We start from the raw sequence: 23591 nt of genomic DNA, 5'->3' as shown, positions 1-23591 counted from the left end.
CTTTTTTCTTTGAAACGTCCTGTGGAAGGAGATTTTAATATTTTTTTAAGCCTCATTTAAGTTTCTTTTAATAGCATCAGAGCAATTTTGTAATTTAAAAAGAAAAACAATGAACAGAATTGCAGTGCTGTGTCTCGCCGTTTCCTCATTCATGGCAGCACAACAGCAGATGTCTCTTTTGGATTGCGAAGAAGCCTTTCAGAAGAACAACCTCCAGCTGCTCGCCGAACAATACAACATCAATATGGCTGATGCAGATATTCTGCAGGCTAAAATCTGGGAACTACCACAACTAAGCGGACAATTCAATGCTTATAATCCTCAGGATAAGAAGATTTTTGATGTGGGACACTCCAAAGGAGCAGGAATTACTCAATTGATCTATATGGGTGGGAAAAAGAAAAACGAAATTGCTTTTGCCAAATCCAATAAAGAACTTGCCCAGCTTCAGTTTTCCCAACTGCTGGCGGATTTAAGATCTCAGCTTCGTTCTGCCTATTTCAACCTTTATTACGAAAAACTAAAATTGGAGAACACCAATAAGCAGTTAGGATATATGAATGATCTTCTGAATGCTTATCGTGTACAGTCTGCAAAAGGAAATGTTTCCCTTAAAGATGCTGTCAGGTTACAGAGTATTGTGATCCAGCTGAATCATGATAAACTGGAGATCAATAAAAATATTCTGGATTTTGAACAGAACCTGAAAGTTTTAACCGGAGTTTCGGAAGAAATAGAACCAACGATGTCTGAAGCTGAAGCTAAGGAATCTCTGGCAGCACAGCCTTTCGGAAATGAAGAAGAACTGAAAAATAAAGCCCTGGAAAATAATGCAGATTACCAATACAATCTGAAACTTATTGATAACAGCAAATTATATGCGCAATGGCAGAAATCTTTGAATGTGCCGGATATGACGGTAGGTGCTGCATGGGATCAGGCAGGCGGAACTTTTAATAATGAAGCGAACCTGACCTTAGGAATTCCTTTGCCTTTATGGAAAGCGAATCAGGGGAATGTGGTGAAAGCAAACTATGCTATTCAACAGAATCAGAAAAATGCTGACTTTCAAAAAATGACCCTGGAAACGAAAGTTCAGTCTGCTTATAAAACCTGGAAGGCTCAGTATGACCAGCTTTTAGACATCAAAACTGCAGATCTGCAGAATATGGATCTCGTATACAACGGAATGCTGAATAACTTCAGAAAAGGAAATGTCAACCTGATTGAATTCACAGACTTTATGGACAGCTACAGGGAAACAGCCCTTCAGATCTACGATATGAAAAATGAGATCATGCAGTCAGCAGAGCAGCTTAATAAACTCGTACAAACTAAAATCTTCTATTAAAATCATGAAAACATATATTATCCCCGTATTGATGGCCCTTTCATTATTGGCCTGTTCAAAAAAAGAGGAAGAGAAAACCAATCACGCCAAAAAAGGATTTGAGCTGAGCAATACAATGCTGAACTCTATTTCCCTGGCAAAAGTTGAAAAAAAGAATATAGAAGATGAATACAGCTTTTACGGAAAAATCTCTGCAGACAAAAACAGTTATATAGATGTTTACCCTTTGGTAGGAGGAAATGTAATGAGTGTAAATGTAGAACTGGGTGACTATGTGAAAAAAGGGCAGGTGCTGGCAACAATCAGGAGCACCGAGCTTGCAGAAATTCAAAAAGATGTAAGCGATGCAAAAACGGATCTGGTAGTGGCGAAAAATAATCTCCGTGTTGCGAAGGAACTCTACGAAGGAAAGCTGAACACAGAAAGAGATGTCCTGGAAGCCAAAAGCCAGTTACAAAAAGCCGAAGACCAGTTACAGAGAGCTGCAGCAGTAAGTACGGTCTATAACGTGAAAACCGGAAATATATACAGTGTAGTAGCACCCATCAACGGTTATATTGTTCAGAAAAGTATCAATAAAGATATGCAGCTGAGAAGTGACAGAAGTGATAATATCTTTGATGTTGCCAATACAACCAATGTTTGGGCAATTATGAATGTCAACGAATCAGATATTGATAAAATCAGTCTGGGAATGAAAGCGCAGGTATCTACTCTTTCTTATCCAGATAAAGTTTTTGATGGAAAAATTGATAAAATATTCAAGATTATTGATCCGCAGACCAATGCCATGCAGGCAAGAGTGGTATTGGATAATGCCAATGGGCTTCTCATTCCGGACAGTAAAGCAACAATAAAAGTTTCCAGCCTGGAGAGCAATACGATGCTGACTGTTCCATCCAAAGCAGTGATTTTTGATGATAACAAAAGCTTTGTAGTGATTTTTAAATCAAGAACAGATGTGAAGGTCAGAGAAATTAAAGTATTAAAACAAGTAGGGGATGTCACTTATATAGCAGACGGCCTGAAAGAAGGAGAAGAAGTGATTACCAACAACCAGCTGCTGATATACCGTTCACTGAACAGCTAGTCTTATTAAACCCTTAAGAATATTGATATTTTTCTTTAACGGCTTTTTTAGGTCATCAATTTATCTATCATGAATAAATTCATAAAAAATATAATCGCTTTTTCATTAAAAAATAAAGCATTTACCTTTATCTGGGTAGCGATTTTAGCCATCTCCGGTTTTATAAGTTTCAAAAATATGCCTATTGAAGCTTTTCCGGATGTTACCAATACCCAGATTGTCATCATTACCCAATGGAATGGGCGCAGTGCAGAAGAAGTAGAACGTTTTGTCACTACACCCATCGAATTGGCGATGAGCCCGGTTCAGAAGAAAACAAGCGTGAGAAGTACCACAATGTTTGGTCTTTCCATTGTTAAAATTCTGTTTGACGATGGGGTGGACGATACTTTTGCCAGAAATCAGGTCAATAACCAATTAAGAACCATTAGCCTTCCTGATGAGGTAGATCCCGAAGTACAGCCACCCTACGGGCCAACCGGTGAGATTTTCAGATATACGCTGGAAAGTAAAACAAAAGATTCAAGAGCGTTGCTTACCCTTCAAAATTGGGTCATAGACCGTGCATTAAGAGGAGTTCCCGGAGTAGCTGATATCAATGTCTTCGGAGGCCAGGATAAAGTTTTTGAATTAAGCATTGATCCGAGAGCATTGGATAAATATAATCTGACGCCGCTTCAGGTCTATGATGCTGTCACCAAGAGTAACCTGAATGTAGGAGGTGATGTCATTGAAAAAAACGGTCAGGCTTATGTAGTAAGAGGGATTGGTTTGGTGAAATCTGTGGCCGATATCGGAAATATTACCATTCAGAATGACAGCGGAAACCCTGTTTTGGTAAAAAATGTTGCTGAGGTTCATGAAAGTTCAATGCCCAGAGTAGGACAGGCTGCCCTCAATCATCATGACGATACGGTAGAAGGAATTGTTGTGATGAGAAAAGGAGAAAATCCAAGAGAGGTTTTGGTAGGAGTGAAGGCTAAAATTAAAGAGCTTAACGAAAAGATACTTCCAAAAGATGTCAAAATGGTTACTTTCTACGATCGTGACAATCTGATGGATTTTACCACCCACACTGTAATGCACAACCTTATTGAAGGAATTGTGCTGGTAACGGTAATCGTTTTAATCTTTATGGCCGATTGGAGAACAACACTGATTGTTTCCATCATTATTCCTCTATCCTTACTCTTTGCATTTTTATGCCTAAAACTGGCTGGAATGAGTGCCAACCTGCTTTCATTAGGAGCAGTAGACTTCGGGATCATCATAGACGGAGCCGTCGTCATGGTAGAAGGACTCTTTGTAATGCTTGATCATAAGGCACACAAATATGGAACGGAGAAGTTCAACAAACTCGCAAAAGGAGGATGGATCAAACAGACCGGAACAGGATTGGGAAAAGCAATCTTCTTTTCAAAATTAATCATCATTACTTCCCTGATTCCTATTTTCTCATTTCAGAAAGTGGAAGGGAAGATGTTCTCTCCTTTGGCTTTTACACTGGGATTTGCATTAATTGGAGCATTGATATTTACATTAACGCTGGTTCCTGTTCTTTCACATATTCTTTTAAATAAAAATGTAAAAGAGAAAAATAATCCGTTTGTTAATTTCTGGGATAGAATCGTTTTAAAAGGCTTTAATTTAACATTTAAGCATAAAAAAACGAGTATGATTGTTGCCATATCTTTTCTTGCACTCACTTTATTTTCGGGTAAATTTTTAGGAACAGAATTCCTGCCGCAGTTGAATGAAGGTTCATTGTGGATCACTGCCGAAATGCCGATGAGCTCATCATTAAAAGAATCTCTGAAAACAGCAGACCTTTTAAAGAAAGACATTATGAGCTTTTCAGAAGTCACAGATGTTCTGGCACAGACGGGGAGAAGTAATGACGGAACAGACCCCAATGGATTTGGATTCGTACAGTTTGCTGTTAACCTTAAGCCAAGAGAAGAATGGAAACGTAAGATCACCTATGATGAATTGATTAATGAAATTGATAAAAAACTCAGAAGTTATCAGGGAATTACTTTCAATTATTCCCAGCCGATTTCAGATAATGTGGCGGAAGCAGTAGCAGGTTTTAAAGCAGAAAACGGAATCAAAATCTATGGTGATAATCTGGAAACCCTGGATAAAATAGCGAATGAAGTTTTATTAAAAATTAAAGATGTAGAGGGAGTAAAAGATCCTGGAATTATTAAAAATATCGGTCAGCCGGAAGTAAGCGTTGTGCTGGACAGAGATAAAATGGCGGCTTATGGAGTAATGCCGGCAGATGCACAGGCCGTGTTGGAAATGGCTTTTGGAGGGAAAACCGCTTCAGAAATGTTTGACGGTGAAAGAAAATTCCCGATCCGTCTGCGTTATTCACAGGAATACAGAACCAATGAGAACGATATTGCCGCTTTGATGGTTCCTACCCAAGACGGAGCAAAGATCCCTTTAAAAGAAATAAGTACCATTGTAAAAGATAATGGGGCAGCATTTATTTACAGAGACAATATCAAACGATATATCGGGGTTAAATTCTCTATCCGTGACAGAGATTTGGGGAGCACCATTGCCGATGCCCAGAAAAAAGTTGAGACTATTGAGCTTCCTGATGGCTATTCCGTAGGATGGACCGGGCAGTTTGAAAACCAGCAGCGGGCTTCTCACAGATTGGCACAGGTGGTACCCGTAAGTATTGTGATGATTTTCTTCCTGTTGTTTATTCTGTTTGGAAATATGAAGGATTCCCTGTTGGTACTGGCCAACGTACCTTTTGCTTTAATAGGAGGGATTATTGCTTTACACGTTACCGGAATCAATTTTGGAATCTCTGCCGGGGTAGGGATGATTGCCCTTCTGGGAATTTGTATTCAGAATGGAGTAATTCTTATTACAGAATTCCATCAGAATGTGAAAGACGGTCTCGATATAGACTCCGCGATATTAAACGGAGTGAAATCCAGAACAAGACCTGTAATTATGACTGCACTTATGGCCTCTATTGGTCTTATGCCCGCAGCATTGTCTACAGGAATCGGCTCAGAATCTCAAAAGCCTCTGGCGATTGTCATTATTGGAGGACTTATTACAGCTACCGTGCTTACACTGCTTATTTTTCCAATTATTTTCTGGATATTCAACAGAACTAAAAAGCTCAGCCATATTTAAATTAGATTATCTTTCATTTATATTAGTCAGAAGCGCGGAAAACTTTGTTTTCCGCGCTTCTCCATTATTGAAATAAAATATGATGAGTTTAAAATCCTAATCCTATGGTAAAAGCTTTTACTGTATTCGGATAGTCGGAAACTGAAGTTGCGGCTCCTGTTGTGGTATTTATAGAATAGATTTTTGTAGAGGAACCTACCGATGCCATTAAATAGGCTTTTTGACTCATGCTTCCAATATCAAAACCATTAGCATTGGTAATATTAATTCCTAAAGAACCTGTCTCTACTAAAGTTCCGTTATTGGGAGGGTTTTGCTGATATAATTTATCTGTATTATGATCAATGACAAACAAGATAGTGGAAGTGGCTCCTGCAAAGTTGTTCGTATATGCTGCGGCGCTTATCATTGGACTTGCCGGATTTAACGTAATATCTACGGCAGCTATTGTTCCGTCGTTAGGATTAAGTCGGAGATTCTGCCCGGTATTACTCACTACTCTTATTCTGTCAACTGTTGGATTGAAGTCAAATCCGAAATCCGTTCCGGAAAGTAAAGTTGAAAAAGGAGAAGTGCCGACCGCTGTAGCAGCACCTGTCCCTAAATTAATAGTATAAATTCTGCTTGAGCTTCCCAAAGCATATAATTGTCCGTTGACTGGTCTGAAATCTATTCCTAAAATATTCTCACCGCTTTGTAAACCGGTCACTGTTTTAGAAACAGGCATAGGATTGTTTGGATTAAAAATTTGAAGATTATTTGAATTGTCAATCGCATAAGCTGTCGGTTCTGTAGGAATGGCAATATCAATGACTGCCTGTTGAAGAATTCCTATCGGAGTCGTTTTACCATTATTCAGATCCAGAACATGCAATTTATCATTGAAAGCTAATAATGCAGTGCTATTATCATATCTAATATCAAACGCAGACTGTCCTGTAAAAGTAGTTCCCAGGCTTCCAACCTCGACTAAAGTTCCGTTGTTGGGTGGGTCTTGTTTGTATAATTTTCCCAAAGCCGGATCTATGTCAAATAAAGCAGTAGTGGAAGCACCAGCTTTACTGTTGGTATATGCTACTCCAGTTATGGAAGGGTTTGCTGTTCCGTTGATATTAATATCAGTAGCAGCAACAGCTCCGGTTTCCGGATGTAAGCGAAGGTTTTGTCCGGTATTACTCACCAGACGAATCCTGTCGACAGTAGGGTTGAAATCAATAGAAGCTATTGTTCCTGAAATTATAGGAGAAAATGCTGTAGAGCTTACCGCTCTTGCTGAAGCATTGGAAGTATTGATAATATATAACTTGCTGGCATTGGATAATGCATACAATTCCCCGGTCGCAGGTCTGAAATCTATGCTTAATAATTTCTCTCCTGATACAATGCCGGTTACCGCTGTTTTTGAGGTGAAAGTTTTAGGATTATTGGAATTGAAATAAACAAGTTCATTCATAGCGGTTATTCCGTATACCATAAGATCTGGACCTTGAGGTGTCATATTTTCAGGCATGTTGTTTTCATCCGAATTATCGCATGAAAATAATGTTATAATAGCAAACAGGGCTAAGTACATGTGTAATAGTTTTCTCATAATAGTAATTTTAGTTGTTGTTTTGTATTTACGAGAAAAAAATAAAGTTGGATTTACGGATGGAGATCACTGCCCGTATTTTTTTATCTGTATATTGTATTCATAACTAGTATGATAGTTTATATTTTTAATAAAACGTTTCTAAGGATTTTTTCTATTCGGAAAAATTTGTAAATTTGCAGTCTCAATACGTTAAATATAAGGTTTGTCCTTCACTGGATGAGAATATTGAAAGTTTTTTTAATAAAAAGTTTTTGGTATTTAAAAATTCATTATATTTGCACACCGAAAATTTGAAAAACAATAAATAAATAATTTTAAATCATGGCAAAGGAAACGTTTAATCGTAACAAACCACACTTGAACATTGGTACTATTGGTCACGTTGACCATGGTAAAACTACTCTTACAGCTGCTATTTCTGCTGTATTAGCTAGCAAAGGTCTTGCTGAGAAAAAAGACTTCTCTGCAATTGACTCTGCTCCAGAAGAAAAAGAAAGAGGTATTACTATCAATACTGCTCACATCGAATACGAAACTGAAAAAAGACACTATGCTCACGTTGACTGTCCAGGTCACGCCGACTATGTTAAGAACATGGTAACTGGTGCTGCTCAAATGGATGGAGCTATCGTAGTATGTGCTGCAACTGACGGTCCTATGCCTCAGACTAGAGAACATATCCTACTTTGCCGTCAGGTAAACGTACCAAGAATCGTTGTTTTCATGAACAAAGTTGACATGGTAGATGATCCAGAGTTATTAGAGCTTGTTGAAATGGAGCTTAGAGACTTATTATCTACTTACGAATTTGACGGAGACAACTCTCCAGTAATTCAAGGTTCTGCACTAGGTGCTCTTACTGCAGCTACTGCTTCTCCTGCTAACACAGAAGATAAGTGGTTCAAGAGCGTTGAAGAATTGATGGATGCTGTTGATACTTGGATCGAGCAACCACCAAGAGATACTGAAAAGCCATTCTTGATGCCAATCGAAGACGTATTCTCTATTACAGGTAGAGGTACTGTAGCAACTGGTAGAATCGAGGCTGGTGTTATCAACACTGGTGATCCAGTTGATATCGTAGGTATGGGTGACGAGAAATTAACTTCTACTATTACAGGAGTTGAGATGTTCAGAAAGATCCTAGATAGAGGTGAAGCTGGAGATAACGTAGGTCTATTGTTGAGAGGTATTGAAAAAACTGACATCAAGAGAGGTATGGTTATCGCTAAGAAAGATTCAGTTAAGCCACACAAAAAATTCAAGGCTTCTGTTTATATCCTTTCTAAAGAAGAAGGTGGACGTCACACTCCATTCCACAACAAATACCGTCCTCAGTTCTACGTAAGAACTACTGACGTTACAGGTGAGATCTTCTTACCAGAAGGTGTAGAAATGGTAATGCCTGGTGATAACTTAGAGATCACTGTAGAATTGTTACAACCAATCGCTCTTAACGTAGGTCTTAGATTTGCGATCAGAGAAGGAGGTAGAACAGTTGGTTCAGGTCAGGTTACTGAAATCTTAGACTAATCATCTTAAAATAAATAAAGCTTCCGAAAGGAAACTCTCGGAAGCTTTTTATCTACGGGCATCGTCCAATGGTAGGATACCGGTCTCCAAAACCGTTGATCAGGGTTCGAATCCTTGTGCCCGTGCAAATATAAATTATGAGTTCATTTGTCGATTTTTTAAAAGGTTCTTATAACGAATTCAGACATAAAGTTGAATGGCCAAAGTGGGCTGACCTTCAGTCATCTACTATTGTAGTGACTATTGCGACAGTGATTCTGGCATTATTTACTTTTGGAGTTGATGAATTGTTTTCTAAATCAATCAGCAACATCATTGGAATGCTAATCAACTTGTTCAATTAATTAAAAGTATTTTCCCATAATGAGCGAATTGAAATGGTATGTGCTGAAAGCTATCAGCGGACAGGAAAATAAAGTGAAAAACTATATTGAGACAGAAATCAAACGTCTAGGGTTTGATCAGTACGTTACTCAAGTGGTTATTCCTATGGAAAAGGTAATTCAAATTAGAAACGGAAAAAAAGTTCCTAAAGAGAGACCTTATTACCCTGGATACTTGATGATTGAAGCTGATCTGATGGGAGAAATTCCTCACGTTATCAAGAATATTCCTGGAGTTATTTCTTTCTTAAGTTTAACTAAAGGGGGAGATCCTGTTCCAATGAGAAAATCAGAGGTTAACAGAATGCTTGGAAGAATGGATGAACTTTCAGAATTTGCAAGCGATGTTGAAATTCCTTATGTAGTAGGTGAAAACGTTAAAGTAATCGATGGACCTTTCAACGGATTCAATGGTACAGTTGAGAAGATTCTTGAAGACAAAAAGAAAATTGAAGTTTCTGTATTGATCTTCGGTAGAAAAACTCCAATGGAGCTAAGCTACATGCAAGTAGAAAAAGTATAACAATTACTTATAAAAATATAAAAAGACTGCTATTAAGCGGTCTTTTTGCTTTTCTAATACTCTTAATTATATATAATTTTACATTAGTGCTGCCATCTTATTATCATGACTTTGTCATTCTGAATGTAATGCAGTGAAATGAAGAATCCAGGCTTTACATGAGATTCTTTCCTTCGTCAGAACGACAATGGTGTAATTATTTATAGTTGCCTAAAAAATTATGGTATTGTCTTTTACTACAGATATCTTGTTGATTTCTTCTGCAGTGAATTTTTTTTATTTAATTACTTTCTTTTGAAAATTTTTTGCTTTAAAGTTCCTTCCATTTCTTTAATATATTTTCAGATGGCATAGTTCTTGCAACCAAGCTGTTAAGTAATCCATAAATTTTATGTTTTTTGTATTTCATACACTGTTTACAGGCGTATGGTAAATCTTATGTTTTTACTTAAAAAAATATAAAGTTTGGATTAGCTATTTAAAACACAAGCCTTATAAACACATAACTCAATGACAAAAATTATTTCGATGGTCATTCTTGTGGGTACGTCCGTACTCGCAAGTGCGCAGGTTGGTATCAATACTACGAAACCAGAAAAAGAACTTACCGTGAACGGTACAATGAAGACATCAGGAGTTGTTTTCAAGCAACCTATGGAGAAATTGAAAGCAGATGAGAATTACACTTTCATTATCAAATCTCCAGCTCCGGAAAACAAAATTACAGCGTACAACGATTCCTTTGTACCCAATTCTCCGGCACCGATTAACCTTATTCAATTTAAAATTACCTGTGATCCTTCAGACAAGGATTGGGTAAATCAATTTGACACAAAGATCAACTCTAGTAAATTTTTGGTAGTAATTTCTTCCTTTGGATTTACACAACCTACAAGAACTTTTTCTGCAGATTGGCTTACACCGGTACCTCAGATTTTTGCTTATTCTGCAGGAGGAACATGGAAGCTTAAAGCAGATTATCAGGGCTTTTCCCCTGACAACTCTTTTCCTACAGGAGTCTGGACACTGAATTTGTTGGTATTTGACAGATCCTATGCCAAAGATTTTAATTCTACACAAAGCCTTAATGCTTCAACAACGGGTGCTGCTGCAGCTCCATTAATTCAATAAAACAAATACTTTATGAAAAAAATTATTGCGATACTCTTTACGGGTTTTGCTGCTTTAAGCATTAATGCACAAGTTGGAATTAATACTAGCACACCCAAAGGAACTCTCGATGTTGAAGGAGAAGCATTGGTAGAGTCCTATTTAATAGATACTGAAAATACGAAGGCAAGCGGAAACTATCTTCTTCTTACCCGTTCAAAAGATACTTCACCGGTAGGTAAGGTAAAGCTGTTGGATATATCGCTCCGTAATGTAGCCCCTGTAAATATGTATAATATTGTATTGAAAAATGTGAGACAGGATGAAGTAGTGAATCTCAATACAGGATTAGATGTAAGTAAATATGTTGTGGCCATTACAGGTGCTGTTTTTACAGGAGCGGTGTCGGCAGCTAATACAACGACTAACCCAAAATCATATGGTTCTTATTCTACTGAAGTTACTCAGGTAGCAAGTGGAGGTAAAAATTATCATGCGATTAATTTAAGCTTTAAAGGAGCCGGTACCGTTTCATCCCAAAATGGAACATGGACGCTTACGCTGAATGTCTTTGAAAAATCATTAGTTAAAGACTGGGGAACTTTCAATGGTTCAGTTTCGGCATCTGCTTCACCGGCTTATTCGGGAGTATCAACCAACACGCCTCTAGGGCTTCAATAAAAAAACTATGAAAAGAAAAATTTATATCACAATAATCATGTGTATGGGGATATTCTTGAATGCCCAAATAGGAAAAGTAGGGATAAACACCGCTAATCCTACAGAAACACTTGACGTTAACGGAAAAACATACACGAATTCTTTATATCTGAGAAATCCGGGTGAGCCTACCATGACAGGAGGTAGTTTCTTAGCAACTTCACAAAATGGTTTGCAATTGTATGATCCGGCTTTGGAAAGCAGCGGTTTGTTCAATTACCTTAAGCTTAGTCTTACCGGAATATCAGGTGCGGGAATCACGGATTATGATACCAAAATTGATGCAAATAACTTTCTGGTTGTGCTTCATAACTACTCATTCAAACTGAATGACGGAAATACCAATGTGATGCTTGATTATGGCGACAACGGTATTAATGATAACAAACAGGGCTCACCTGATGTTGTTGCTTTCAAAAGTAACGGAACATGGCATATCAGAGCAAGATTTACAGACAGTAGAATTATTGCTGTGAACTCATCTAGTCCGTCAAGAAACTATAACAACTTTACGGTAGATCTTTATCTTATGGCTTACAGAAGGTTGATTACAAAGCAAAATATCAGTGATGTTACTGCTGATCTTGGCGGGAATAATGGTTCTACCCAAACAATTACGAAACCATCAGGTTTTTAGTAATTCTTTGAATCCATAAATAAAAAAGAAGAGCAAATGTATGTTCTTCTTTTTTTTGGCTAAAAGGGTCACTTTTTAAAACCGGGTGAGATATATTTCAAAATTCCTCTCGAAAGAGGACATCACAAAAGAGGATCTGGAAAAATAATTCTGTATCTCGATTATTTTTTTAAAACTTTTTAAAAATCAGCAATTTCCGTTTGCTATTTAAAAAATATTTTATACTTTTGCAGTCCAAAAAGTAGGTTTATTGTTATGTGAGTGCATAACCTACTGAATAATAAATGCTTCCAAACTCATTAATTATTCAAATTTAAAAAACAAACAATGGCTAAGAAAGTCTTTAAAATGGTAAAGCTTCAGGTGAAAGGTGGCGCAGCTAACCCTTCTCCACCAGTAGGTCCAGCATTGGGTTCTGCAGGTGTGAACATCATGGAGTTTTGTAAGCAATTTAACGGAAGAACCCAAGATAAGCCAGGGCAAGTTTTACCTGTAGTAATTACAGTATACGAAGACAAATCTTTTGAATTCGTTATTAAAACTCCACCTGCAGCAATCCAGTTAATGGATGCAGCTAAGATCAAGGGAGGTTCTGGTGAACCAAACAGAAACAAAGTAGGTTCTGTAACTTGGGAACAAGTAAAGAAAATCGCTGAAGATAAAATGGCGGATCTTAACTGTTTTACAACAGACTCTGCAGTTTCTATGGTTGCAGGTACTGCTAGATCTATGGGATTAAGAGTAACAGGAACTAAACCAACTAACGCTTAAAACTTAAAGAAATGGCAAAATTAACTAAAAAGCAAAAGGAAGCTTTAAGCAAAGTAGAAAAAGGAAGAATCTATAACCTTGAAGAAGGTTCAGCTCTTGTAAAGGAGGTGAACACTACAAAGTTTGATGCTTCTGTAGATATCGCTGTAAGATTAGGGGTAGACCCAAGAAAAGCAAACCAAATGGTAAGAGGTGTTGTATCTCTTCCTCACGGTACTGGTAAAGATGTTAAAGTATTAGCTCTTGTAACTCCAGATAAAGAAGCAGAAGCTAAAGCTGCTGGTGCTGATTATGTAGGTCTTGACGAATATTTACAAAAAATCAAAGAAGGTTGGACAGATGTTGACGTTATCGTTACTATGCCAGCTGTAATGGGTAAATTAGGTCCATTAGGTAGAGTATTAGGTCCAAGAGGTTTAATGCCAAACCCTAAATCAGGAACTGTAACAATGGAAATTGGTAAAGCAGTAACTGAAGTGAAAGCAGGTAAAATTGATTTCAAAGTAGACAAGTATGGTATCATCCACGCTGGTATTGGTAAAGTATCTTTCGATGCTGCTAAGATCAAAGAAAATGCGCAGGAATTGATCTCTACATTGATCAAAATGAAGCCAACTGCTGCTAAAGGAACTTATGTAAAAAGCATTTACTTGTCTTCTACAATGAGCCCTGGTATTGCAATCGATACTAAATCTGTTAACTAATATAAATCCTTAAGACAATGACAAAAGACCAAAAAGTTGTAGCAATACAAGAGATCAAAGACTTGCTTCAGGATGCAAAAGTAGTATACGTAGCAGATCTAGACGGTTTGAACGCTGCGAAGTCTTCAGAATTCAGAAGACAGGCTTTCAAGCAAAATATCAAAGTGAAAGTGGTGAAAAATACACTTTTACAAAAAGCAATGGAGCAGATTGAAGGAGTAGATTACTCTGAAATGTTCCAGACTTTTAAAGGAAACTCTGCATTAATGATTTCTGAGACTGCAAACGGTCCAGCAAAATTAATCCAAGGTTTCAGAAAGAAAGAAGAAAAGCCAGCTTTAAAGTCTGCTTTTGTTCAGGAAACTTTCTACGTTGGAGACGAAAACTTATCTGCACTTGCTAACATCAAGTCTAGAGAAGAAATGATCGGAGAAATCATCGGATTACTTCAATCTCCAATTCAAAGAGTTGTTTCTGCTCTTCAAAACAAACCTGAAACTGTAGAAGCTAAAGCTGAAGAAGCTGCTCCTGCGGTAGAAGAAATTCCTGCTGAAGCTCCAGAAGCTGCTGCAGAAAGCACTGAAGAAACAAGTGCTGAATAATTACACTCAAGAAATTAAATAAATAATCAACAAAAACATTACAACAATGTCAGATTTAAAAAATTTAGCTGAAACGCTAGTAAACTTAACAGTAAAAGACGTAAACGAATTAGCAACTATCCTTAAGGATGAGTACGGAATTGAGCCAGCTGCTGCTGCTGTAGTAGTTGCTGCAGGTGGTGGTGAAGCTGCTGAAGAAAAAACTGAATTCGACGTAATTCTTAAGTCTGCAGGTGCTTCTAAATTAGCTATCGTTAAATTAGTAAAAGATTTAACTGGTGCTGGTCTTAAAGAAGCTAAAGATATCGTAGATGGTGCTCCTGCTCCAATCAAAACTGGTATCTCTAAAGACGAAGCTGAAGCTCTTAAGAAGCAATTAGAAGAAGCTGGTGCTGAAGTAGAATTGAAATAATTTCAATTTTATTATAAATATAGGAGCCCGGGCATTTGCCCGGGCTCTTTTTTTGTATGTAAGTCTTTGTAAATGCGTGTTTTATTTTATAATAGTATTTGAATATTATTCATTCTTTATTTGTTATATTTTAATATGATTGTTTATTTAATAATAATTAACATAATATTTTAGTTGTATTTTAATATTTGTTAATTTTGTTTGGTTTTTTACTAATAAAATATTGTTTTGGTTAAAAAAATATTATATTTGTACCGAAAAAACACAACATAATTGGATAGAAATTATTTTCTTTCCTACGGCCACAAGATTACAATTCTGTTGCTTATGGCGGCTGTAGGAAAATTAAACGCTAAGTTTATAGCTGGCACAATAGGTAAGACTGAATTACCTTATTGCACAGTTATAAATAATCATCCCCAGCGATGTTTAGCTGATGTTTCAGATTATCTGTCTGAAGCAGGAAATGATTTGACGGCTGCAAACAAATTGTCTGCTGTTCAAAATGAAGTTTTTGCATTCTATTGCAATAGTCATCAGTATAATTTTTCTTTTTTTAAGAATAATGATCTCCAGTTATTTCTCCTGAGAAATATAAGATTTGCCTCTGTATGGACTTTTTCTTACTCTGTCTGCAAAGAATATATTTTCCTGGCATTTATTGAAGTCCGCAAGTTCTGTATCAATCCTTTTAAACTTGTTGATGGTTTTAAGTTTATTATTAAAATTCCTGATAAATTAATCCATTCTTTTATCTCTTAATATTTCTAACAATCTTATACGCTTTCTCACAGCACTGTCTGTTATTTCATTTATTATTTGAGTGAGAACGCCCGAGAATTGCCTTTCAAAAACACACACACATAAAAAACAGCAAATATCATTAGACATGAAAAACAGATTATTTACTATCACTCTTTTATCATTTGGTTTGCCGGCATTAGCACAGGTTGGGATTAATACTGGACAAGCTCAGGCAACCTTTGATATAGTAGGCTCACCTTCCAACCCCGGTAAACTTGATGGCGTGATTGCTCCCAGGCTTACAGGTGTACAATTAAAAGCTAAAAACTATACGACGGCCCAAACAGGAGCCATAGTGTACGTTACCTCGGCTGAAGCTACACCGTCCGGACAGACCATTGATGTCGTTTCACCAGGGTATTATTATTTTGATGGTGCCAAATGGCTAAGCATAAGCGGAAGCTGGCGTACAGTAGGAAATTCCGGTACAACAGCAACAACGGCAACCTTAGGAACTGATATTGGCAACGGAAATTATTTAGGAACAAATGACGGTCAGAATTTGGTTTTGGCTACTCAGAAAAATGTAAAAGGAATATTAGATACGAATGGAACCCTGCAAGGTGGAAATTCCAATTCTGCAACGGGTCCTTACTCGTCATTCACCTGGGGATCCAATAATATTCTTACCAACAGTACCTCTTCTAATATTGCATTGGGAAAAGACAATACTGTCTCTGCACAGGGGAATTTTCTCGCTGTTGCTATCGGAATGGGAAATACAGCAAATAATGGTGCTAAAGTAATAGGGAATACCAACAATGCTACAGGACCTAATAATTTGGTATTTGGAAACCTTAATACGGTAACAGGACTCACAGGACTCACGGTTGGGAACAATCATATCAACAGTGGTGGGATTGCCATCGGAAGCGGAAATACAACATCATTGAACAATATTGCTGTCGGTTCAGCGAACACAGCCACCGGTACAGAAGCTTTTGCAATAGGATTTTCAGGTCAGGCAGCAGCTGGACAGCTGGTTTATGCCAACAAACAACACGTTTTCTTCAATAAAAATAACGGTACAGACACCATATTAGGAATCAATATGACTCCTACCGCAGCTACTGCTACAGGTGCTGCCATTCAGATGAAAGGAATCGCTTCAGGTGCTAATGCAAGTTGTTCTACTGCTGAGGAGGGTGCAATCCGATATAATACAACCGCCAGAGTACATGAAGGCTGTAATGGGACTAACTGGAAAGCACTTTACTAATTCAATACAAATAAACACAAACCTTAAAAAAATAAAAATGACCAGAAAATTATTCGAAAAGTTAGCTGTGATGCTTATGACACTCATGATGTCAGCAGTAGTATTTGCGCAGCAGGGCTATGAGCCTATCCGTGGGATGGGTGTAGAGGCAAAACCTGTCAACAATTCAGGGATCTGCCTGGCATGTTATAACGGAAGCATGAATTCGGTGGTGGATGCAAGTCTTGACAACAGCGTAAGCATGGGGAATTTCGCTTCTCTGTTAAGTGGAAACGGAATCTCTGTGAAGAATAAAAATACAACTTATCCTGCAGGATATATTACCGGATTCAATGTAGATCTTGGAACGAGTTTTATTACTGTTGATCTGTTGAGCTCTTTACGAATCAGTACTTATAAAAATGGTGTTCTTCAGGAGACCACTACCAGCAGTACTCTTTTATCAGTTCCTGCATTCGGAGGAAGTAAAAACAGAATATTCTTACATTTTAAAACTTCAAAAGAATTTGATGAAGTAAGACTCTATCAAACCAATGTTCTTTCCGTATTCAGTGCTATGAATGTATATTATGCCTTTGCATTTGATCCTGCAAAAGTACCTACAGACAATAATGGTATTTGTGATGATATCATTGCAGGAAGCGGTGTTGACGGGAATGTATCCGGAAGCAGCAGTTTCCTGGCTCCGCTTTCTTATGTTCAGAATAAAGAAAGAATTGGAGATGGAAATAAAAACTCTTACGGATCAATAGTTCTTCCTGTCGGATTGCTGGGATCTTATTCAGTTGGAGTTCTTGACAAAAATCAGGTGTATCCTGCAGGTAACAGAACAGGTTTTGTAATAGAGCCGGATGATCAGGGGAAACTTTTAAGTGCAGAGTTTTTAAAGAATATTACAATAGAAACTTACCTTTACGGACAGCTTCAGGATTCAAAACAACTGTCTGACGGAGGTGGTCTGATTAATATAAAAGTGTTGGGATTCGGTTCAGGAAAACAGAAAGTTACATTAACGACTACTAAGCCTTTCAATGAAGTACGATTAAAAATTACACAGACAGTTGGATTTAATTTAGGAGCTTTAAAAGTTTATTACGCTTTTGAAGAACCAGTTTCTTGCGAATGTGATGATAAAATCCAGACAAGTGGTTCTGCGGTACCTGGAAATTTGGTAACCGGAACTTCATGGACATCAGGTCCGGGATTCCTTGGTCTTATTTTAGCGAAGATGACCAATCCGGAAGCTATTGTAGATAATAACCCATCTAATTATGCAACGGCTACTGTTCCTGCGGCATCTTTTCTTAGCATTTTTTCAGCCTTTGCAACGGTAAGCAGTAATACTGTGCTTCCTGTTAATACAATGGCTGGGTTCACCGTAGAAAAAGCAGGAAATCTTCTTGGAGTAAGTGTGTTGGAAAATATCACCGTGACTTTGTACAATGGAAATACATTGACAGATACCTTTACAAGCTCAGGAAGTCTTATCAGCGGAAACTTCTTCACAACGAATTCAAATAAATTCTATGTCGGAGGAAAAGCAACAAAGCCTTTCAATCGTATTAAAATTACATTCAACAGCGGAACAGCAGTTCGTATTCCTCAGAATTATTATATCTATAATGCTTTTGCGAGCAGAGATGATGATAATGATGGTGTTCCAAACTGTTTTGACCGTTGCCCTGGAGGTGATGACAGCATAGATAATAACGGAAACGGAATTCCTGACTGTGCAGAAGGATGTACTGAAGTGAATGATAAATCTCCTGCATTGGATACAGACGGAGATGGTATTGTGGATGCTTGTGATCTGGATTCTGATAACGACGGTATTCCTGATGCTGTGGAAGACTTTGACAAAAATGGAAAATTCCAGGATGATGATAATGAAGGAGATATCCTGTTAACGCCGGTATTGGGAGATTCAGTTCCGAATTATCTGGACCTTGATTCTGATAACGATGGTATCTTAGATTTGTTTGAATCAGGAATTCCAACGTCAGTCATCAATCAGATTGATGCAGATCACAACGGAGTTATCGATGCTAATGTTCCGGTAGGTAAAAACGGTATCGCTGATATTCTGGAAACATCACCAGACTCAGGAGTATTGAAATATGCAATCAAAAATACAGATGGAGATGATAAGCCGGACTTCCTGGATATTACTTCCAACGGATCAGATCCTGACCTTTATAAGATCGGAAAAGGTAATCTGGATACATTAGGAGGTGGATTTATCTCTACAATTAATGATCAGGATAAAGATGGTATTCAGGCTGTTGTAGATACTGACCTGGTGAAAAGAGGTTCTCCTGATTCTCCGCTTTCACCATATGCTTCATTACTGAAAAATGCTCCTAAAACTGCTGCAAAAACCACAGCTGCAGAAATTACTGATGCTGCCAATGATGTGAAAGTATATCCAAACCCGGTAAAAGCAGGAGAAAATCTTAGAATTACATCTGCAGAAGAAGGAGTGTATACTCTGTTCTCAGCACAGGGACAGGTAATTAAGACAGATAAGTTCAATGCCAATACCGGTATTGATACATCTTCACTTCCTACAGGGGTTTATATCATTAAAATAGAAACCAAATCAAAAATAAAATCTTATAAGGTTATTGTGAAATAGTCATAAGATTAGCTTGTGTTGTGGAGGGGTTGCTCATGTTTGAGCAGCCTCTCTTGTTTTTAAGAGTCTCAAAATGAGATGATTTATTTGTTATTGTAGATAGATTTTTGTATCTTTGCCCTTCTTTTGGCGCGAAAAATTGTTTGTAAATTTATAAAATACTGAAAATCAACTCTTTCATTGTGAAAACGTGAGAGGGATTTCGTATATGTAGATATTGCGGTAATGCTGCCTCAAAAGTAATAAAAATATTTTGCATTACACTGTGAAAAGATATACCAGTGTTGCAGTTAGAAAGAGCCAAGTGCATAGTTAAAAGAGTCCTGAGGTCTTCTGTGAGCGCCAAAAACACTTTTACCTTTTACTTTTACCTTGTTTTTTTGTTCTTTTCTGATATTTTTTAATGAATCAAAATATTTTTTAACCCTTTCTTAAAAGTTTTATGAGTAAAACAAAATCAACAACTCAAGGAAATCCGAGAATTAATTTCTCATCAGCGAAAGGAAAAATCATCACTCCGGACTTTTTGGATATCCAAATTGAGTCTTTCAGAGAATTTTTCCAGCTTGATACACTTCCTGAAGCCAGAAAGACAGAAGCTCTTTACAAGACTTTCCAAGAGAATTTCCCAATTACGGATTCTAGAAACCAATTCGTATTAGAATTCCTGGACTATCTGGTAGATTCTCCACGTTATTCAATCGATGAGTGTGTGGAAAGAGGACTTACTTATTCAGTTCCTCTAAAAGCTAGACTTAAACTGTATTGTACTGACCCGGAACACGAAGATTTCCAGACAGTGGTTCAGGACGTATATTTAGGTCCGGTTCCTTACATGACACCAAGTGGTTCTTTCATCATCAACGGTGCTGAGAGAGTTATTGTTACGCAGCTTCACCGTTCACCTGGTGTATTCTTCGGACAAACTTACCATGCGAATGGAACCAAACTTTACTATTCAAGAATTATCCCTTTCAAAGGATCTTGGATGGAATTTACAACTGATATCAACAGCGTAATGTACGCATATATCGACCGTAAGAAAAAATTACCATTAACAACTTTATTAAGAGCTATAGGATACGAATCTGATAAAGATATCCTTCAGATCTTCGACCTTGCGGAAGAAGTGAAAGTTTCTAAAGCTGCCCTTAAAAAAGTGGAAGGGAGAACATTGGCTGCGAGAGTATTGAACACTTGGTTCGAAGATTTCGTAGACGAAGATACAGGTGAAGTAGTTTCTATCGAAAGAAATGAGATCATCCTGGATAGAGAAACAATCCTGGAAAAAGAACATTTAGATCTTATCCTGGATGCTGGTGTGAAATCAATCCTGATTCACAAAGAAAACAGCAACGAATTCTCTATCATCCAGAATACATTACAAAAAGACCCTACTAACTCTGAAAAAGAAGCGGTAGAGTATATTTATCGTCAGTTAAGAAACGCAGATCCGCCAGATGAGGAAACTGCAAGAGGAATCATTGAAAAATTATTCTTCTCTGAGCAGAGATACTCTTTAGGTGAAGTTGGACGTTACAGATTGAACAAAAAGTTAGGTCTTAACATTCCTACAACAACTGAGGTTCTTACAAAAGAAGATATCATTGCGATCGTAAGACACTTAATCGAACTTGTAAACTCTAAAGCTGAGGTTGATGATATTGACCACTTATCAAACAGAAGAATTAAAACTGTTGGTGAGCAGCTGGCAGGACAGTTCGGAGTAGGTCTTTCAAGAATTGCAAGAACAATCAAGGAAAGAATGAACGTTAGAGATAACGAAATCTTTACTCCGCTTGACCTTGTAAATGCTAAGACATTAACATCTGTAATCAACTCATTCTTCGGTACCAACCAGCTTTCTCAGTTCATGGACCAAACCAACCCGTTATCAGAGATCACTCACAAGAGAAGATTATCTGCACTAGGGCCTGGTGGTTTATCAAGAGAAAGAGCAGGTTTCGAGGTTCGTGACGTTCACCATACTCACTACGGAAGAATTTGTCCGATTGAAACTCCGGAAGGACCAAACATCGGTTTGATTTCATCTCTAGGGATCTATGCGAAAATCAATAACCTTGGTTTCATCGAAACTCCATATAGAAAAGTAGAAGGTGGTAAGATTGACCTTAACGCTGATCCTATTTACTTAAATGCAGAAGATGAAGAAGATAAAGTAATTGCTCAGGCAAACGTTGAATTGAGTGATAACGGAGACTTCTTAACAGACAGAATTATTGCAAGATTGGATGGTGACTATCCGGTAGTTGAGCCTGCTCAGGTTAACCTTATCGATGTAGCTCCAAACCAGATCTCAGGTATTTCCGCTTCATTGATTCCTTTCTTGGAGCATGATGATGCGAACCGTGCATTGATGGGATCTAACATGATGCGTCAGGCCGTTCCTCTATTGAAGCCACAGGCTCCAATCGTTGGTACAGGGCTTGAGCAGCAAGTTGCAAGAGATTCAAGAATCTTAATTAACGCTGAAGGTACAGGTACTGTAGAGTACGTAGATGCTGACAGAATCGTTATTAAATATGAAAGAAGCGAAGACGAAGATTTAGTACAATTCGAGTCTGCTACTAAAACATACAAACTTACTAAGTTCAGAAAAACCAACCAGAGTACAACTATTACCCTAAGACCAAACGTAAGAGTAGGTGATGTAGTGGAGAAAGGACAAGTACTTTGCGACGGTTATGCTACCGAAAAAGGAGAATTAGCTCTTGGTAGAAACTTAGTAGTAGCGTTCATGCCTTGGAAAGGGTACAACTTTGAGGATGCAATCGTAATCAACGAAAAAGTTGTACGTGAAGACTGGTTTACTTCAATCCACGTAGATGAGTATTCTCTTGAAGTTCGTGATACCAAATTAGGTATGGAAGAGCTTACAGCAGATATTCCAAACGTATCTGAAGAAGCTACCAAAGATCTTGACGAGAACGGTATGATCAGAATCGGTGCTGAAGTGAAGCCTGGAGATATCATGATTGGTAAAATTACTCCAAAAGGTGAATCTGACCCGACTCCTGAAGAAAAACTTCTTAGAGCAATCTTCGGTGATAAAGCTGGTGATGTAAAAGATGCATCATTAAAAGCTGACTCTTCATTAAGAGGAGTTGTTATCAACAAGAAATTGTTCTCCAGAAACATTAAAGACAAAAAGAAAAGAACTGAAGAAAAACTTAGACTTGAAGAAATTGAAAACACTTACAAGGCTAAATTTGACGAGTTGAGAAATACTTTAATTGAAAAATTAAATACACTGGTAAGCGGTAAAACTTCTCAAGGGGTACAAAATGACCTTGACGAAGAAATCATCGGTAAAGGTGTGAAATTTACTCACAAATTATTGACTTCAGTTGAAGATTATGTAAATGTTAGTGGTGCAGACTGGACAGTAGACGCTGATAAGAATGAATTAATCAAACAATTAATTCACAATTACAAAATCAAATATAACGACATCCAAGGAGTTAAAAACCGTGAGAAATTTGCTATTTCAATCGGAGATGAGCTTCCAGCAGGGATTATGAAGTTGGCTAAAGTTTACATCGCTAAGAAACGTAAACTGAATGTAGGAGATAAGATGGCGGGACGTCACGGTAACAAAGGTATCGTTTCAAGAATCGTTCGTGAAGAAGACATGCCGTTCTTAGAAGATGGAACACCGGTAGATATCGTATTGAATCCACTAGGGGTACCTTCTCGTATGAACATCGGTCAGATCTACGAAACTGTTCTTGGATGGGCTGGTAGAAAACTAGGATTGAAGTTCGCTACACCAATCTTTGATGGAGCAAGTCTTGATCAGATTACTGAGTATACTGAGAAAGCAGGTCTTCCTAAATTCGGTCACACTCACCTTTATGATGGTGGTACCGGAGAAAGATTTACTCAGGCTGCGACAGTAGGTATCATTTACATGTTGAAACTAGGACACATGGTAGATGATAAGATGCACGCACGTTCTATTGGACCTTACTCATTGATTACTCAGCAGCCGTTAGGAGGTAAAGCTCAGTTCGGAGGGCAGAGATTCGGAGAGATGGAGGTTTGGGCACTTGAAGCATTCGGTGCATCCAATATCTTGAGAGAAATCTTGACTGTGAAGTCGGATGACGTGATTGGTAGAGCAAAAACTTATGAAGCAATTGCAAAAGGTGAATCTATGCCTGAACCAGGTATTCCGGAATCATTCAACGTATTACTTCACGAGCTGCAAGGTCTTGGATTAGACGTAAGACTAGAGGAATAATTTTAAATTTTAAATTATAAATGTTGAATGGCAACATTCAGAAATTAATCTAAAATCTAAAATCTAAAATT

At 37.7% G+C, this 23591-nt stretch carries 18 protein-coding genes and 1 tRNA gene; 18 read left to right on the top strand and 1 reads right to left on the bottom strand.

Annotated elements, in window-relative coordinates; all coding sequences use genetic code 11:
- Nucleotides 1–109 precede the first annotated feature (109 nt).
- The 3 genes from DYR29_RS12575 (at nucleotide 110) to DYR29_RS12565 (ending at nucleotide 5609) form a co-directional block, all read left to right on the top strand.
- Nucleotides 110–1351 (top strand): TolC family protein, encoded by a 1242-nt coding sequence (locus DYR29_RS12575; RefSeq protein ID WP_213277157.1) that lies wholly within the window; start codon nucleotides 110–112, stop codon nucleotides 1349–1351.
- Nucleotides 1352–1355: 4 nt separating this feature from the next.
- Nucleotides 1356–2441: an efflux RND transporter periplasmic adaptor subunit gene (locus DYR29_RS12570; protein ID WP_184557673.1), complete on the top strand. Its 1086-nt coding sequence runs from the start codon at nucleotides 1356–1358 to the stop codon at nucleotides 2439–2441.
- Between the two features lie 69 nt (nucleotides 2442–2510).
- Nucleotides 2511–5609 carry an efflux RND transporter permease subunit gene (locus DYR29_RS12565; protein ID WP_213277156.1) on the top strand — a complete coding sequence of 1033 codons (3099 nt, stop codon included), beginning with the start codon at nucleotides 2511–2513 and terminating at the stop codon, nucleotides 5607–5609.
- Between the two features lie 88 nt (nucleotides 5610–5697).
- Here DYR29_RS12565 and DYR29_RS12560 read toward each other — a convergent pair whose 3' ends face one another.
- On the bottom strand, nucleotides 5698–7200 hold the full coding sequence (locus DYR29_RS12560; protein ID WP_213277155.1) for a DUF4394 domain-containing protein: 1503 nt from the start codon (nucleotides 7198–7200) through the stop codon (nucleotides 5698–5700).
- Nucleotides 7201–7524: 324 nt separating this feature from the next.
- On the opposite strand from DYR29_RS12560, the gene tuf reads away from it, so the two are divergent.
- The 15 genes from tuf (at nucleotide 7525) to rpoB (ending at nucleotide 23520) form a co-directional block, all read left to right on the top strand.
- Nucleotides 7525–8736, top strand: a complete 1212-nt coding sequence (gene tuf, locus DYR29_RS12555; protein WP_034687396.1) for an elongation factor Tu — start codon at nucleotides 7525–7527, stop codon at nucleotides 8734–8736.
- 54 nt (nucleotides 8737–8790) lie between these two features.
- Nucleotides 8791–8861, top strand: a tRNA-Trp gene (locus DYR29_RS12550).
- 12 nt (nucleotides 8862–8873) lie between these two features.
- Nucleotides 8874–9080 (top strand): preprotein translocase subunit SecE, encoded by a 207-nt coding sequence (secE, locus tag DYR29_RS12545; protein ID WP_045501119.1) that lies wholly within the window; start codon nucleotides 8874–8876, stop codon nucleotides 9078–9080.
- Nucleotides 9081–9099: 19 nt separating this feature from the next.
- Nucleotides 9100–9642 (top strand): transcription termination/antitermination protein NusG, encoded by a 543-nt coding sequence (nusG, locus tag DYR29_RS12540; RefSeq protein ID WP_047379257.1) that lies wholly within the window; start codon nucleotides 9100–9102, stop codon nucleotides 9640–9642.
- A gap of 510 nt (nucleotides 9643–10152) precedes the next feature.
- A complete protein-coding gene (locus DYR29_RS12535; protein ID WP_213277154.1) occupies nucleotides 10153–10773 on the top strand; it encodes a hypothetical protein in 621 nt (206 codons plus the stop codon).
- A gap of 12 nt (nucleotides 10774–10785) precedes the next feature.
- On the top strand, nucleotides 10786–11433 hold the full coding sequence (locus DYR29_RS12530; RefSeq protein WP_213277153.1) for a hypothetical protein: 648 nt from the start codon (nucleotides 10786–10788) through the stop codon (nucleotides 11431–11433).
- 7 nt (nucleotides 11434–11440) lie between these two features.
- Complete coding sequence (locus DYR29_RS12525) at nucleotides 11441–12109, top strand: hypothetical protein (protein WP_213277152.1); 669 nt, start codon at nucleotides 11441–11443, stop codon at nucleotides 12107–12109.
- A gap of 327 nt (nucleotides 12110–12436) precedes the next feature.
- A complete protein-coding gene (rplK, locus tag DYR29_RS12520; protein ID WP_047425684.1) occupies nucleotides 12437–12880 on the top strand; it encodes a 50S ribosomal protein L11 in 444 nt (147 codons plus the stop codon).
- A gap of 11 nt (nucleotides 12881–12891) precedes the next feature.
- Nucleotides 12892–13584, top strand: a complete 693-nt coding sequence (gene rplA, locus DYR29_RS12515; protein WP_047099699.1) for a 50S ribosomal protein L1 — start codon at nucleotides 12892–12894, stop codon at nucleotides 13582–13584.
- Between the two features lie 17 nt (nucleotides 13585–13601).
- Nucleotides 13602–14186, top strand: coding sequence for a 50S ribosomal protein L10 (gene rplJ / locus DYR29_RS12510; RefSeq protein ID WP_213277151.1), 585 nt, complete (start codon nucleotides 13602–13604; stop codon nucleotides 14184–14186).
- A 46-nt stretch (nucleotides 14187–14232) separates the two neighbouring features.
- Nucleotides 14233–14598 (top strand): 50S ribosomal protein L7/L12, encoded by a 366-nt coding sequence (rplL, locus tag DYR29_RS12505; protein ID WP_007845452.1) that lies wholly within the window; start codon nucleotides 14233–14235, stop codon nucleotides 14596–14598.
- A gap of 327 nt (nucleotides 14599–14925) precedes the next feature.
- The gene (locus DYR29_RS12500; protein WP_213277150.1) at nucleotides 14926–15360 is read left to right on the top strand and encodes a hypothetical protein; all 435 of its coding nucleotides are present in this window, start codon (nucleotides 14926–14928) and stop codon (nucleotides 15358–15360) included.
- 127 nt (nucleotides 15361–15487) lie between these two features.
- Nucleotides 15488–16621, top strand: a complete 1134-nt coding sequence (locus tag DYR29_RS12495; protein ID WP_213277149.1) for a hypothetical protein — start codon at nucleotides 15488–15490, stop codon at nucleotides 16619–16621.
- Nucleotides 16622–16658: 37 nt separating this feature from the next.
- Nucleotides 16659–19256 (top strand): T9SS type A sorting domain-containing protein, encoded by a 2598-nt coding sequence (locus tag DYR29_RS12490; protein ID WP_213277148.1) that lies wholly within the window; start codon nucleotides 16659–16661, stop codon nucleotides 19254–19256.
- A 442-nt stretch (nucleotides 19257–19698) separates the two neighbouring features.
- Nucleotides 19699–23520 (top strand): DNA-directed RNA polymerase subunit beta, encoded by a 3822-nt coding sequence (gene rpoB / locus DYR29_RS12485; protein WP_213277147.1) that lies wholly within the window; start codon nucleotides 19699–19701, stop codon nucleotides 23518–23520.
- Nucleotides 23521–23591 lie beyond the last annotated feature (71 nt).

Source organism: Chryseobacterium indologenes (genome assembly GCF_018362995.1).
GTDB classification, from domain to species: domain Bacteria; phylum Bacteroidota; class Bacteroidia; order Flavobacteriales; family Weeksellaceae; genus Chryseobacterium; species Chryseobacterium indologenes_G.
The sequence above is the reverse complement of the archived record's forward strand: the minus strand, read 5'-3'. Positions and strand labels throughout refer to the sequence as shown.

What these genes read in the sequence shown, in the direction of transcription:
- DYR29_RS12575 (WP_213277157.1), top strand. Translation starts at nt 110, where the DNA reads ATGAACAGAATTGCAGTGCTGTGTCTCGCCGTTTCCTCATTCATGGCA.
- DYR29_RS12570 (WP_184557673.1), top strand. Translation starts at nt 1,356, where the DNA reads ATGAAAACATATATTATCCCCGTATTGATGGCCCTTTCATTATTGGCC.
- DYR29_RS12565 (WP_213277156.1), top strand. Translation starts at nt 2,511, where the DNA reads ATGAATAAATTCATAAAAAATATAATCGCTTTTTCATTAAAAAATAAA.
- DYR29_RS12560 (WP_213277155.1), bottom strand. Translation starts at nt 7,200, where the DNA reads ATGAGAAAACTATTACACATGTACTTAGCCCTGTTTGCTATTATAACA.
- tuf (WP_034687396.1), top strand. Translation starts at nt 7,525, where the DNA reads ATGGCAAAGGAAACGTTTAATCGTAACAAACCACACTTGAACATTGGT.
- secE (WP_045501119.1), top strand. Translation starts at nt 8,874, where the DNA reads ATGAGTTCATTTGTCGATTTTTTAAAAGGTTCTTATAACGAATTCAGA.
- nusG (WP_047379257.1), top strand. Translation starts at nt 9,100, where the DNA reads ATGAGCGAATTGAAATGGTATGTGCTGAAAGCTATCAGCGGACAGGAA.
- DYR29_RS12535 (WP_213277154.1), top strand. Translation starts at nt 10,153, where the DNA reads ATGACAAAAATTATTTCGATGGTCATTCTTGTGGGTACGTCCGTACTC.
- DYR29_RS12530 (WP_213277153.1), top strand. Translation starts at nt 10,786, where the DNA reads ATGAAAAAAATTATTGCGATACTCTTTACGGGTTTTGCTGCTTTAAGC.
- DYR29_RS12525 (WP_213277152.1), top strand. Translation starts at nt 11,441, where the DNA reads ATGAAAAGAAAAATTTATATCACAATAATCATGTGTATGGGGATATTC.
- rplK (WP_047425684.1), top strand. Translation starts at nt 12,437, where the DNA reads ATGGCTAAGAAAGTCTTTAAAATGGTAAAGCTTCAGGTGAAAGGTGGC.
- rplA (WP_047099699.1), top strand. Translation starts at nt 12,892, where the DNA reads ATGGCAAAATTAACTAAAAAGCAAAAGGAAGCTTTAAGCAAAGTAGAA.
- rplJ (WP_213277151.1), top strand. Translation starts at nt 13,602, where the DNA reads ATGACAAAAGACCAAAAAGTTGTAGCAATACAAGAGATCAAAGACTTG.
- rplL (WP_007845452.1), top strand. Translation starts at nt 14,233, where the DNA reads ATGTCAGATTTAAAAAATTTAGCTGAAACGCTAGTAAACTTAACAGTA.
- DYR29_RS12500 (WP_213277150.1), top strand. Translation starts at nt 14,926, where the DNA reads ATGGCGGCTGTAGGAAAATTAAACGCTAAGTTTATAGCTGGCACAATA.
- DYR29_RS12495 (WP_213277149.1), top strand. Translation starts at nt 15,488, where the DNA reads ATGAAAAACAGATTATTTACTATCACTCTTTTATCATTTGGTTTGCCG.
- DYR29_RS12490 (WP_213277148.1), top strand. Translation starts at nt 16,659, where the DNA reads ATGACCAGAAAATTATTCGAAAAGTTAGCTGTGATGCTTATGACACTC.
- rpoB (WP_213277147.1), top strand. Translation starts at nt 19,699, where the DNA reads ATGAGTAAAACAAAATCAACAACTCAAGGAAATCCGAGAATTAATTTC.